The following is a 14,098-nucleotide window of genomic DNA, read 5'->3' as shown; positions in this document are numbered from 1 at the left end:
TGAAGCTATTGTGGAAAATCATTTGTATCAAAACGGCTTAGTTCTAAAAATTTAGAACGCTCAAGACTAGCAAAATCAACATTTGTAGTTAATCCCACTGCGCAATGATTAGCCACTAACAGATCTAAAGTATCCACATTATAAGATCCATATGGATAGCACATTATCCAATCCTCCGTTGGAGAACCAATTTTTTCTAGAAATTTTAGTGAATTAGATATTTCCAATGCTTGCACGGATTTATCTACCTTTCCAAGCCATAAGTGCTTACAGCCATGGCTACCGACATACATGCCACTGTCAACTAGCCCCTTGACATCGGAAAGGGACATATAAAGCTCATCCGCAAAATCCGCCTGATGCGCTCCAACATATTTTTTGAATAATTTGGAGATTATTTCCTTCCGCACCTCTTTTGGCAGTGCATGCTGCAACATACTCTTTAGGTATGCAACCTCAGCACCATCATATCTAGCTTTAACTGCCCATTTTTTTTTAAAATCCATCAAATCAGAGTCTGTATAACCAGCATCCTTGCACGCATTATTTAATTCAGAAAATAATCCAGATGAATCAACAGACGAAGATAAGATGAAGTGAATAGCATTAACATCCAACATCTCCCGATTTTCAACGGCATCAACCGGCGCGAAAAATGAACCCTGGATTCCCCGAGTAAGCAGCTCTGGAAGTACAAATTCGATATGATCCTTGTAGCCATCATCAAAGGTCAAGTAACAAGCATTACTCGGCAGATCACCCGAACCACTTGCATAGGATATCAATTGCTCCGCTGTAATTAGCGTATATTTTTCTGAAAGAAAATCGAGCTGACGCTTAAATCCCTCAAGCTCAAGCCCCTTTATTCTAGGGTGCCTAGACCCCCTGATTGGCCTAACATAGTGATACATAACTATTGAAAACTTATTCATCAACCGCCCCTAGAGATTTAGGGGAATAAAAACTAGCTCTATCTTGGTCGCCGTCAGCCTTAAATACTCTCAAATTTTCGTAATCAATGGTATGGGCGCAGTAATGAATTTGAATATTCTCCTTAACAAAAGGCTCAAAGTAATTGGGGACTATAAGCCCATCAAAATCCCTAACCTTAGCAAATCCAGCATCATCAATTAATTCTTCCTTAAGCCCGGCACATAACATATCAATATATTCATAACCAGAAGATTCCATAATTTTGGAAAGATAACTTGTAAAAAGCGGCAGAAATAATTCTTCTCCATAAAAATCCACAATCCTAATGCATTTTCTACCATCATGAAAAACAACTTTACAAACTAAGATTGACAATAATTTATCATCTGCATAAACCCCATAGATATCATACGTATAGATAGGGTTGTCGTAAAACCTCTTTTTAAAATAATTAGAATCCTTGCTCGGAACCCTGGATGCTTGTTTATTGAAATCAAATAGTAGATTTAAATCTATCCAAGGCACCTTTCTGATGGAAAATTTGCCCCCCGATATAGAATCCTGAGCTCTAAAATTAACTTTAAATTTATTAGAAAGTTGGGATGGAATGGTCGCAATTTTGTAATCGCATAAATTCAAATTAGGTATAAAGTAATGCCCCAACAAACCAATTTTGAAGTTAAGGTTTTTAGAAATATCAATAGTGTTTTGATTGATCCCAGAGCACAAAATTGATCTAAATCCCTGCTTTCTTAAAAAGTTTAGTAATTTAAGTCCTAGTAACGGAGTTTTACTGGACTTAACCACCTTCCAAAGAGCCAGCCACACGTCTAAATGTTGATCTGATGAGGGTCTAATAAAGCCTAAAATTCCATCAATCTTATTATTACTTTTTGAGATGACAAAGTTTAGTCCTTCACCACTACCGTACTCGTACAAAAAATAATCCTTATGGATACCAAGAATGTGCCCATTAGCCCAGTTATGGTTAATGAAATCCATTATTTCGTCAGCATCCTCCATCTTGGCAAGTGAAATGCCATCGCTTAAACGGTAATTGTCAATTGACATATTTTATAGAGCAACCCAAGGAGTGATTCCAAATCAAGTAAAGATCTAGTCTAACTAATATTTTTTTAATGATTAGAAATTAGTCTATTTACCTATATTAATCAAATCTAAATTAAAAAATTCAGAAACTAAATATTCAGATCCATCTGCATTTAAGTGCCCATAATCATAGCTTAAGGGTGTAATTTTTTTACCAGGGATTGAAATTAAACAGCCAGTGGGGTCGCAAAGAATATCCAATGGACTAATGTAACTGACCCCCCCATTAGCGGCAATTTTTTTTATAAGTACATCACTTATTTTTGCAGATGATTTGAAATTTTTATAAGTTCTGTTGTTAATGGGGTCCCAAAAAAAGTTTCTCTTCAACATCTCTACTTGATTCACCGCAAAAACCGGCAGCTGACCAATTAAAATTATTTGCTTTAGCTCAAGAGCTTTTAGCCTCTTTAATGTTTCCAAAAGCTTAGATTGCTCAATATCTTCCCACTTATAATTTTCCCACTTATGATCCTCGCTACCACTATACATTTCCCAATTTGCTGCCATAACTAATACATCAGGCCTAATTCTTTTGATCTCAGAAAAAACCTTATTGTTTAAGTTTTCACATTCTTTTCTGTTCTTTATATAAAAATCAAGGACTGGAGGGCACCCGCTTGTTGTAAATTGTAAGACCGAGTACTTTTCAATACTTCCATATTTCTCAAAGCCTGCATATAAACTAGCAGCATGTGAGTCACCCCATATCATTACGGTTTTAGAGTGTCTATTTTGACCCACACTACACGATGCTGAGAAGTTTGAATTTTTATCATTTGAATTATTGATAAAGCACTCGCCGTATCTAAAACCATTTTTCCAGTCATATTGCAAAGCCTCATTAGCTGTCTCATTAGTTTTATTAAACGCCCTAAAACCCAATCCATTTCGCTCATAGGTGTTGTAACCAATATACCCAACAATGGCCATCAATAGAATGAGTGTGATAGTTTTTACTTTGGAGTGTTTACCAAAGCGTAGCGGGCGCTCTACCAATATATAAGTAAGCCATGCCAGCACTATAGCCAACATCACTGCAGCAATACGAATATTACGGCTAGGAAGCTCGCCTTCAATAATTCTCGCAAAAGATATTAGTGGCCAATGCCATAAATACAAGGGATAGCTAATAAGTCCAATCCAAACAGTAACTTTATTGGCAAGTATGTTCCGATTTATCCATGCATTAGGACCAGCCAAAAGGATAAGCACTGCCCCCAATACTGGCACTAACGCCCACTTACCCGGGAAGCTAAGCTCGCGATTAATTCTCCAAAATCCATAAACCAAAGCTATCAAGCCAATCCAAGAAAGTGCATTTAACAAAGTGCTGCCATCCGCAGCTTTCTTAGGGCTATAGATAATAGATGTTAACAGTGCATCTAATTTCGTTGTAATGCCCGCAAACAGACTTTTTTTGTATAGAGTAAGCCAAGCTAAAGTGCTGCCGCACAGTAACTCCCAAAAACGGGTTTGCGGTAAATAAAAGGTAGCAACAGCATCTTCCTTAATTCCTCTCATATTGAGAGCAAATGAGATAAGGGCAAGTAATATGGTTATCGTAAGGAGATTAAGCTTGCGCTTGTAAAAAACCCAAAGCAATAAAGGCCACGCAATATAAAATTGTTCTTCAATTCCCAGGCTCCATAAATGGAGTAGTGGTTTAGTATCGGCTGCTGCATCAAAGTATCCAGCCTCATTCCACAAAACAAGATTTGACACAAATCCTGCTCCAGCTGCAATATGTTTCCCAAGTTGCTTATATTCCTCGGCAAGGAGGGTAAACCATCCCAGTGTGAAACAAAAACTCAATACTAAAATAAGTGCCGGGAATATGCGACGAATACGGCGTGCGTAAAATTGGGTAAAGCTAAATGTCTCTTGATCTAGGTTCGCAAAAATAATCGTAGATATCAAATACCCCGAAATTACAAAGAAGATATCAACCCCAATAAAGCCACCTCGAACCCAGCTTGGGAATGCATGAAAAGCAACAACCGCCAAAACGGCTAGCGCTCTTAGGCCATCAATATCAGGGCGGTACTTGGGGTGATTAAAAGAGATAGGGCCAGGGGACATGTGGAGCTATTTTCTGCGCAAAACCAAATGCCATCGACCAGACCAGCCCCCATTTAATGCATTTTCAATGCAGTGCATTTCCAAAGAAACAAAGTCAAAATTATTTGAAAACAAATTATCAATCTTATTTTTATCAAAATAAGATTGAACTGTACCTTTCTCATGCTGAGTATTGACAATTTTTTCTCCACCAAAAAAGTCTCCGGCAGAATTTTTTTCGGCAATAAGATTGCAATAAAAGAGGCCTCCTGGCTTTAATACACGCACTACTTCTGAAATTCCATCGCTGGCAATATCAATGTTCATGCTATCTAAAACACTATCACTTAAAACATGATCAAAAAAATTATCCCTCCATGGCAACTCTTGGACGCTACCCAAATAAATCTTGTCTTCTTTTTTGCCCACTCCAAGACTACTCAGCCACTGACGAGCAACCTTCACAGCAGCAGCGGATAATTCAACTCCATACATATCCAAGCCCATAGTCTCGCCGAAATACAGATGACGGCCAATGCCGCATCCCAAATCAAGGACTTTACTCATTGCTGCTTCAGACTGCATGTCGATCACATCACTTAATCCAACTCTTTTACGCAAATATCTTGATATAAATCTCACAACCTCATCCGATGGAGAAAATACAAAATTTTCCCTTCGCTCGTAAGACTCCTCCCATTGATTTGTTTTTAAAGCTTGATTCATACTTTTGCCATCCATGTCATCTGTTTTTTTAGTTGCTTAATTTTCTTGATATGTCTGCTGGCATCAAGAATCTAAATCTACGAAATATTTTTGTTTTGCCATCGACCAAATCTCATCTCCAGATACGATCTCATAAAACCTTAATGCAGAGTCTCCATCCCCAAAAAAAGATTCGGGAATCCTGGGTATAGCCTCAATACGCATAATGGAGTCAAGCATTTCACGTTCATCAAAATCTGCATTTATAACCAAGTTGGTTTTAACTCGATTATGTTGTCTAGTTCCTATATTTATGGCAGGAACACCATAATGTGGCGCCTCGCGCACTCCGGCGCTTGAATTTCCGATTACAAAATCTGCATTTTTGAGTAAAACTAAAAAGTACTCAAAACGCATTGATGGAAATAACTTGAATTGACTAAGCCCATCAAGCCTACTGTACTCATTGAGTATGATTTCCGATCCAGTGTCATTGTTTGGATAAATAACAACATAACTTTTTCCAGAATTAATTAAGCAATCTACAAATAGACTGACCTGTTTTTTTAAGAGCTTGATCTCTGTAGTTACAGGATGAAACATTGCAATCGAGTATTTTTCATATGCAATTTGATATCGCTCACGCACCATATCAATTGATGGTAAAGAAGCGGAATTCATAACATCAATATCTGGTGATCCAATCATATGAATGGAATTATTAGACTCGCCCAACTGCATCAATCTTGTTCTGGCCGATGAATTTGCCACAAAATGAACATGAGATAACTTAGTGACTGCATGCCTGATTAATTCATCAACCGTACCAGACACCTCACCACCCTCTATGTGTCCAGTGAGAATATTATTTAAAGAGCCAACGGTTGCACCAGCAAGAGCTTCAACACGGTCTCCATGAATAATAATAAGATCTGGTTGTATTTCCTGAACATAGTCTGATAGGCCCGCTATCGTTTTCGAGAGCACCTGATCCATACGATCTGTAGAGCTTTGATTTATAAATTTATAAATTTTTTTAAAGCCGTTCCTCTCTACCTCTTCACAGGTATATCCATATTTAGCAAGCATATGCATGCCTGTTATAAAAATATGGGTATCAAACTTTCCACCCTCGGAGAGCCTCAACATCAATGGCTTTAACTTACCAAAGTCTGCTCGAGTACCCGTGACGAATAATATCTTACGAAGATTTGTCATGTTTTTCTTCATTAATATGTGACAGGGACAGGCGCTCACCCTTAGATATTTTTTTAATTAATTTCTTACCAAGAAGATTGTCAAAATCAGTGGCGCCGTAATCTCCGCCACCAGGTCGGCGTAACCAAAGGTTTTCTTCCGAAAGAATATCGCCCACTTTTAGATCGGAAGTCACAACAACAGATGCAAAAGCAAAGGCAATCGTTGGTGCCTCTTCGGCTACGGGAAACTTCCCTTCCCCAAGTGCCTCATATATATTCTTTGCCCCCGCTATTAATTCCTTCGTTGCTAAAGGATCCATTGAGCAGACAATGTCCGGGCCAATGCGTTTCATGTTATCAGTAAAGTGACGTTCAAGAATGCTGGCGCCCAAAGCTACAGCGCCAAAACATGCATGATTAGTAACGGTATGATCAGATAAACCAATAACGGCATCGGGAAATGCATCTCTAAGACTGTTAATCGCTCCCAAGCGAACAAGATTTAATGGGGTTGGGTATACATTTGTGCAATGAAGCAGTGCAAATGGAATTTTTGCTTTTCTTAAAATATCTACTGAAGGACGAATAGTTTCTATGGAGTTCATTCCTGTACTCAAAATTACAGGCTTTTTCGCTCGAGCCACTAACTTAATCAGCGGATAGTTGTTGCACTCTCCCGATCCAATTTTGTATGCCGGCACATCAAACTGAATTAAGCGCTCCAATGCAGCTCTTGAAAAGGGCGTACTAATAAATATTCCACCCTTTGATTGAATGTACTGCATCAACAATCTTTCGTCTATTTCAGATAAGGCGCAACGCTCCATAATTGTGTAAATTGATTCGTCAGCATTTCCAGGAATTACTGAACGCGCCTCATCAGACATTTCATCTTCAACTATGTGGGTTTGATGCTTAATTATCTCTGCCCCTGCATTTATTGCTGAATCTGCCATGGCAATAGCAACATCAATAGAGCCGCCATGATTAATACCGATCTCAGCAATAACAACAGGGGGGAATTCATCCCCTATATCTCTTCCACAAATCCTAAAGCTAGGCATTTTTATCTCTATCTAATTTAACAGTTGGAATAATTTTTTTGAAACCACGCACTTTAAACTTAATCTGCAATTAAATTTAAGACTTACGTACAAATGCTGGGATATAGTTCAGGCCTACCTTTTCTATCCGCAATCCTTTGCTAGCCAAAAACTCATCTACGGCTTCCGTCTCACCCGCTACCGTGTTGTAATCATCAAACACTATCAATCCGCCAGGTACCACCCTATCAAACAATAAATCCAATGCAAAGGAAGTGGGCTCTTTAACGTCCATATCCAAATGAAGAATAGCTATTCTTGTGGCAGGAAACCGCTTTAAATATGCCGGCAGAGTTTCAAAAACATTCCCTGATTCAAGAAAAATATTTTGAAATGACTTTTTTGTAAAAATCTCTTTCACTTCTTCTAGACTAAGACCCTCCCCCGCTTCAGCCTCAAAATCATCAATAAAATCAATATCCTCTTGCTGCCCAATGTTCTCCCTGGGGAAAACTCCAAAAGTATCAAACCCGGTTATTTTTCGAGAAAATTCACTCTCTAAACAAGCTCGAAATGTAGCGAACCTAATTAATGAAGTGGCCTTAAAAACCCCAAGCTCGATGACATCCCCAGGAATATTTAATATGCTTTTGTATAAGTCAAAATGCGCCAATAACTTGGCCATTCGAGTGGGATGCCTAAACCAATAAAATGCATTTTCATAATTCCATATATCGGCTTGACTAAGCCCCCGCAAACTAAAGTGTGGATTATTCACTTCTATATTTCCCATTATATAAAGACTGTTTATGAAAAAAATTCATATTTTTTAACTTTATTTTCTGTACAAAACACTAAAGTCGCCTATTTTTTTTCTTAAAGTGCCGCTACCACTACGCAATGAGATTTCATAAATACCAGCATTAGAAAATACTTCTGATGGAAAAGTTGCCGATATGAATCCGCCCTGCACTTCAGTTCGACCTGCCCTAATATCCCCCATAAAGAGATGTGCAGCAATAGGTTTTTGAGGGCCAGAGAACCTCACCCAAAATGCACCATGACCATTAGGCTGAATATTTGGAACATTTCCCGCCTCTATACATCTAGATCCCCAATCCTCAATTTTCAAATCAGATACTTTTATAGATTGCTCAACCTGATTAAGGAATAATTTTTTATGGATTAATAACTTTAAAATCCATAGATTTCTCATCGAAACAACTCCGATAAGGCAAAAAAGAATGAAGGGGGATAGCATATTTTTACCACCCAAAAATTCAAAGGCATATTTTCTTTGAATGTCAAAAGGGGGGTTTCGATTAAACACTCTATATACCTCATCTTCAATAGGCTTATCTGCAAACCAAAGATCTTTATCAAGAACCATTTGAGGTGCAATAAATTGCACCTGATGACTTTCGTCTAGAATAACTTTAAGGCCGGCAGTAGCGCCATAAAAGATATGTGAACCGATTATGCTGGTGAAGAGGTATTCGTGTTTACTAAAAATTTTATATAGTCGATCTGAGAAATTATCATCATTCATATGGCCAGCAGAAGAAACAGGGAAGCCATTGTTAATATAAATATGGTGTCTCCCAAGCTGTATATCTTTCCAATAAAGACATATACTTATTGGATGCATCTCAGGAGGCAGCTTTTTTAAAGCTTCAATAAATTCTAGCTCTTTTTCAAACTTGCAATCTATATCAGATGTTGAGTGAGGGGGGAAAACAATTGTTCCAGCTTTACAAGTATTTGCAATATTTTTGTTTTTTATAAAATAAAGCCAAGGTGAACACCCATTAATTACCCAAAATTTATTGCGCCTCTCAAAAACGGATCTTCTAAAACTTTGATAGCAATATACCGCAGGTAATTCTGCCGCCATTTCAGTCTCACAAACATTGTTGGTACCTAAATCAACACCATGAGGAACAACAAAAGGCAATGGAAATGGCCATTTAGAATAATCTTTTATTGCTTTTGCAAATCCGTACCAAGAGTTTGGAATAAAAATTTCATTCGTGTTTGGGACCCTATCCTCCGCGAGTAATAAGAGATCCTCGCTAGAATAATGGTGATCTCGGCCTTGACTATGATTCAATTTCATAAAAATTTATAAGTTTTATAAACTCCAAAATCCTGGACTATAGTTTTTCGTGTATTAATTTCTATCACCAATAACTCTTCTGATGTATCTCAGCGGTTTAGTTATTCTCCATGAAAGAGAGTTATAAACATCACTTAATGTATTTGCCTTAGATGTTAAGTCCAAATTTAATGTATTTACCTTAGTTGTTAAGTCTAAATTTTCAAGATAAAAGTTATGGCACTTAGCTTCAAGGCCGACCACCTTATCCTCGTAATTAAATATTCGCTCACGAAGAGAGGATATTTCTTGGTTCTGACGAACTACCTCATCAGCAGAAATTCTTTCATTCAGTTTAGCGGTTAGAGCCTCAACTAAAACATTGCCCAACCCAGAAAAATAGCTGCTAAGCACTGCCCTATTAACATCACTTTCAGGAATTGGATTTTCCAGTAGATTGCCTTCGTACTTGCCAGGCATCCTCAGTACACCCAACCCATGGGAATGGCTAAACTCCATATGGTCTGAATATTGCTCAATCAATTCTGACCAAAATTTCCACACCCCAAAATTACGATCTTTAACTTGAGTGTCGTGAAACAATACGGCGGCACCAGGAGCGAGCTTAGGCAGCCACGTTTCAAAATCGTGCTTTACAGCCTCATAGGTATGAAGCCCATCAATATGTAAAAGATCTACTGATTGCTCTTCAAAAAGACTAGTTGCATCATCAAAAGGCATTCTTAGTAATTTTGAAAAGCCACTGTAATTTTCTTGATTATGTTGATTAACAGCTATAAAAACATCATCCGCATATTGCCCTGCATGCTCATCACCTGCCCACGTATCTACTGCATAACACTTTGTCTTTAGATGATTAATCTCAACGGATTGACAGCATGCAAAATATGAGTTGCCTGTATGCGTTCCAAGCTCAACAAAAATCCGGGGGCCAAGGGAATGCATTAGCCATGCTGCATAGGGGACATGGCCGGCCCATGCGAATGGGGGCTGAAGAGATTTAGCAACAAATCCAGAAATATCTAGCAAACGTTCTTGATTCATATAGGTCCAATATTCAAACTAATTAAAGTAAGCGCTAATAATTTCTTCAGGCGATCCATCCATCTTCACCCCACCATGCTCCAGCCAAATAACTCTATTACAAACATCAAGTATTAGCTCTTTTGAATGACTAGCAAGAACCAAGATATTAGTTGACTCAACCATCTCCTTCATGCGTACCTCGGCTTTTAATCTAAAATTTTCATCGCCTACTGATAGCCACTCATCCAAAAGAAGAATTTGAGGTCTGACAATAGTAGACACCGAAAAAGCGAGTCTGAGATGCATGCCAGAGGAGTACGTCCTTACAGGCATATCGATGAAATCTCCAAGCTCAGAAAAATCTATTATTTCTTCCAACTTTTTAGCAATAGTTGATTTATCAATTCCTAATAACGCCGCTCGAATAAATATGTTTTGCCTTCCAGTAGCTTCAGAATCAATCCCCAGAGACAAATCAATCAAAGAGGCAACAGAACCATCAACCCTTAATTTCCCTTTAGTGGGCTCATAGACACCATTTAGCACACGAAGAAGCGTACTTTTACCCGAACCATTATGACCAATAAGGCCAACCCTATCTCCATCACTTAATTTAAAGGTTAAATTATTAAGCGACCTCACTATTGTTCGACCATTTGAATCTGACGATAGCTGCCCACCTGTAGCAACCTTCATTAATGTATTTTTTAACGAGCGGCTGCCTGCACTAAATATGGGAAACTCAACACTCAATTTATCTAAAGCGATAATGGCCACCAAAGCCTCCTGTATTTATAACCAATAGGCAATACGGGCTCGGTAGCGCGTAAAAACCAAAATTGCAAGCAGCCAGCCAATTATCGCCATTGCGATTACTACTTGCCAGCTTACTAAGCTAGATGCCCCCCCAAGAAGCGGAGAGCGCACAACATCCATTAAATGAAACATGGGGTTTAAGTCCAAAAAATAAGCTGATGCCCTGCCCTTCATAAGATTTGGAAGCCACACTATTGGTGTAATATAAAAAAGTACTTGCAAAATGCTGTTAATGATTTGCGGCAAATCTCTGTACCTTGTACATAAAATTCCTAATATCAAAGAAATCCATAATAGATTTAAGATGAGAATAATAAACCCAGGAAAAAATAAAAAGGTAGATTTTGTTATAAAAATATTAGGAGTAAAAATCAGAATAACTAAAAAGATAATCATGTTATGAAAAAATATAGCGATATTTCTCCAAATCATTCTTAATACATGCATAAAAATTGGTAAAGGTAATTGCTTTATTAAACTATCCGCAGAAATAAATACGGTACATCCCTCGGAAATTACGGTAGATATAAAAGTCCAAAGAATAAGACCAACAGCTAAAAATGGGAAATATTCAGAAATAGGGGCATTCAAAATATTACCAAATACTAACCCCATGGTTCCAATCATTACACCCATACTCAGCGTAAGCCATAATGGACCTAAAACAGATCTTCTATAGCGCTGAAGAATATCTTGCCAGCCTAACATCATATAAAGTTTATAAGATTTATTTGACTCAATAATATCTTTGAGGGCTCGTTGGTTGATGTATTTATTTTTTTTCATTTATAATTTTTCTATAATCTAATAAAATTATTTTCAATTCCAATGCAATTGAAATATCTTATTGGTGATTTTTAAAAAATATTAACCCGCATATTTTATTTAAATACCTTTGGCTTCGGTTAGCAGTAATTTAATCAATTGCTGAAAATTTATTTTTGCCTTCCACCCCAATATTTCCTCTGCTTTTCTGGGATTAGCCAAAATTTGTATCCCCTCATTTGGCCTAAAAAGTGTCTTATCAATTAGTACATACTCCTTCCAGTCTAAACCTAACTGTGAAAAGGTTATGTTAATAAACTCTTCTAGAGTGTGCCCCACTCCAGTAGCAATTACAAAATCAAGAGGGGCCTTGTTTTGCAACATCAGCCACATCGCCTCAACATAATCTGGGGACCAACCCCAGTCTCGCTCGATAGCCAAATTACCAAGGCTTAATTTTTTAGAAGAACCACCCGAGATATCAATGGCTGTACTAATGATTTTCTGCGTAACAAATCGACTGGGTCGTAGAGGTGACTCGTGGTTAAATAAAATACCGGTGCATGCGAATAATTGGCAAGAATCTCGGTATTTTTTTACTAAATTAAATGCCGCCACCTTTGACTCTGCATAAGGACTCTTAGGATTGAATGCCGTAAGCTCATTGGCTGGCACCCCTTCAGTCTCGCCAAAACACTCGCCTGAGCCTGCAGAAAATAACTTTGCAGCAGGGTAATAATTTCTAACCTCCTCCAAGAGATTAAAAGTTGCGTCCACAATACTTTGTCTTGTTTCCTCGGGTTTTTCAAAAGATAGGCCTACAGAACTCTGGCCGGATAAGTTATAAATCTCATCCGGCAAGCTCAAACTAAAAGCATTATGAATGCTCGCTGGATCACTAAGATCTATCTTCAATAGAATCACCTTGTCAAGAATTTTTAATTTGACAAGGTTTCTAAAATCAGTTTTCACTAGATCCCGAGAGCCTCCAAATACTTGATAGCCTTTTGAGAGAAGTAGCTGCGCCAAATAAGCACCATCTTGGCCAGATACCCCACAGATTAAAGCTCGCTTCATCATCATAGGCGCTCAAGAATCAAGAAATTCAAAGCAATCTCACCATTAGCGAATAGGGTGACCTAGGACTCTTTGCCCTTTTGAACTGCATGGCCATGCCTAGTGAGTAAGTCATACTGCTTTGCCTCATCTAAGTCATTAGCCACCATTTCTTCGATCATTTGATCAAGAGTGATTTCAGGGACCCAACCTAATTTTTTCTTGGCATTACTTGGGTCTCCCAATAAAGTCTCGACTTCAGCAGGTCTGTAGTACCTGGGGTCAATCCTGACAATAACATCACCAATGTTCACGGCAGGAGCTTTATCACCAGATATCGCAGCCACAACAGCCTTCTCAGAAATGCCCGATCCTTCAAAACTTAAAGCAATTCCTAATTGATTAGCACTGCGAGTAATAAATTCTCGCACAGAGTATTGAATACCAGTAGCTATAACAAAATCCTCTGGTTTCTCTTGTTGAAGCATCATCCATTGCATACGCACATAATCCTTGGCATGTCCCCAATCTCTTAGGGCATCTAAGTTACCCATGTGAAGACAATTATCAATACCTATAGCAATATGAGCAAGACCACGCGTGATTTTACGAGTTACAAAAGTCTCTCCTCGACGCTCAGACTCGTGGTTAAAAAGAATGCCATTACATGCATAAATTCCATAGGCCTCACGATAATTAACGGTGATCCAATAGGCATACAACTTAGCCACCCCATAAGGACTTCTCGGATAAAAAGGGGTTGATTCTTTTTGCGGGATCTCTTGCACTAGACCGTACAACTCAGACGTAGATGCCTGGTAAAAACGTGTCTTTTTTTCTAAGCCCAGGATGCGTATCGCCTCTAGAATACGCAACGGCCCGATCGCATCAACATCAGCAGTATATTCTGGGACCTCAAATGAAACTGCAACATGACTTTGGGCACCTAGGTTATAAATTTCATCCGGTTGAGTCTGTTGGATTATTCGCGTTAAATTACTAGAATCTGTTAAATCTCCATAATGCAAGACAAAGTTACGATTATGAAGATGCTGGTCTTGATATAAGTGATCAACACGCTCAGTATTAAACAAAGAAGATCTTCGCCTGATTCCATGAACTATGTAGCCTTTTTCCAGCAAAAATTCAGCAAGATAGGAGCCATCTTGACCGGTTATACCTGTAATCAAGGCTACTTTTTGTGATTTACTCATTTTTAACAGTTTTCAAATATAAGAATATCATTCGTTAATACTTTTAAATCTTAA

The 14,098-nt window shown here is 38.2% G+C and carries 13 protein-coding genes; all 13 read right to left on the bottom strand.

The genetic code is table 11. The features are described from left to right. Positions 1-5: 5 nt before the first annotated feature. The 13 genes from AOC07_RS01705 to gmd all read right to left on the bottom strand — a co-directional run bounded on the left by AOC07_RS01705 (position 6) and on the right by gmd (position 14,044). Positions 6-932, bottom strand: coding sequence for a polysaccharide deacetylase family protein (locus tag AOC07_RS01705; RefSeq protein ID WP_215357916.1), 927 nt, complete (start codon positions 930-932; stop codon positions 6-8). Continuing rightward, positions 925-2,004: a hypothetical protein gene (locus AOC07_RS01700; protein WP_215357914.1), complete on the bottom strand. Its 1,080-nt coding sequence runs from the start codon at positions 2,002-2,004 to the stop codon at positions 925-927. Before AOC07_RS01700 ends, AOC07_RS01705 begins: the two co-directional genes overlap by 8 nt. A gap of 84 nt (positions 2,005-2,088) precedes the next feature. After that, entirely contained in the window at positions 2,089-4,125 is a 2,037-nt protein-coding gene (locus AOC07_RS01695) for an acyltransferase family protein (protein WP_215357912.1), read from the bottom strand. Between the two features lie 6 nt (positions 4,126-4,131). After that, positions 4,132-4,830 carry a class I SAM-dependent methyltransferase gene (locus AOC07_RS01690; RefSeq protein WP_215357910.1) on the bottom strand — a complete coding sequence of 233 codons (699 nt, stop codon included), beginning with the start codon at positions 4,828-4,830 and terminating at the stop codon, positions 4,132-4,134. 63 nt (positions 4,831-4,893) lie between these two features. Further along, a complete protein-coding gene (neuC, locus tag AOC07_RS01685; RefSeq protein ID WP_215357908.1) occupies positions 4,894-6,027 on the bottom strand; it encodes a UDP-N-acetylglucosamine 2-epimerase in 1,134 nt (377 codons plus the stop codon). Further along, positions 6,011-7,072 carry an N-acetylneuraminate synthase family protein gene (locus tag AOC07_RS01680; RefSeq protein WP_215357906.1) on the bottom strand — a complete coding sequence of 354 codons (1,062 nt, stop codon included), beginning with the start codon at positions 7,070-7,072 and terminating at the stop codon, positions 6,011-6,013. Before AOC07_RS01680 ends, neuC begins: the two co-directional genes overlap by 17 nt. Before the next feature lie 76 nt (positions 7,073-7,148). Next, on the bottom strand, positions 7,149-7,829 hold the full coding sequence (locus tag AOC07_RS01675; RefSeq protein ID WP_215357904.1) for a TylF/MycF family methyltransferase: 681 nt from the start codon (positions 7,827-7,829) through the stop codon (positions 7,149-7,151). A 57-nt stretch (positions 7,830-7,886) separates the two neighbouring features. Next, positions 7,887-9,167, bottom strand: coding sequence for a hypothetical protein (locus AOC07_RS01670; RefSeq protein WP_215357903.1), 1,281 nt, complete (start codon positions 9,165-9,167; stop codon positions 7,887-7,889). Positions 9,168-9,221: 54 nt separating this feature from the next. After that, entirely contained in the window at positions 9,222-10,211 is a 990-nt protein-coding gene (locus AOC07_RS01665) for a class I SAM-dependent methyltransferase (RefSeq protein ID WP_215357902.1), read from the bottom strand. Between the two features lie 18 nt (positions 10,212-10,229). After that, positions 10,230-10,970, bottom strand: a complete 741-nt coding sequence (locus AOC07_RS01660) for an ABC transporter ATP-binding protein (RefSeq protein WP_215357901.1) — start codon at positions 10,968-10,970, stop codon at positions 10,230-10,232. Positions 10,971-10,985: 15 nt separating this feature from the next. After that, on the bottom strand, positions 10,986-11,795 hold the full coding sequence (locus tag AOC07_RS01655) for an ABC transporter permease (RefSeq protein ID WP_251371694.1): 810 nt from the start codon (positions 11,793-11,795) through the stop codon (positions 10,986-10,988). 99 nt (positions 11,796-11,894) lie between these two features. Next, positions 11,895-12,851 carry a GDP-mannose 4,6-dehydratase gene (locus AOC07_RS01650; RefSeq protein ID WP_251371736.1) on the bottom strand — a complete coding sequence of 319 codons (957 nt, stop codon included), beginning with the start codon at positions 12,849-12,851 and terminating at the stop codon, positions 11,895-11,897. 62 nt (positions 12,852-12,913) lie between these two features. Next, positions 12,914-14,044, bottom strand: a complete 1,131-nt coding sequence (gmd, locus tag AOC07_RS01645; protein WP_215357899.1) for a GDP-mannose 4,6-dehydratase — start codon at positions 14,042-14,044, stop codon at positions 12,914-12,916. Positions 14,045-14,098 lie beyond the last annotated feature (54 nt).

Origin of the sequence: Polynucleobacter sp. UB-Raua-W9, from assembly GCF_018687435.1 — a bacterium.
Taxonomy (GTDB): Bacteria; Pseudomonadota; Gammaproteobacteria; order Burkholderiales; family Burkholderiaceae; genus Polynucleobacter.
This window is presented reverse-complemented; position numbering and strand designations above follow the sequence as displayed.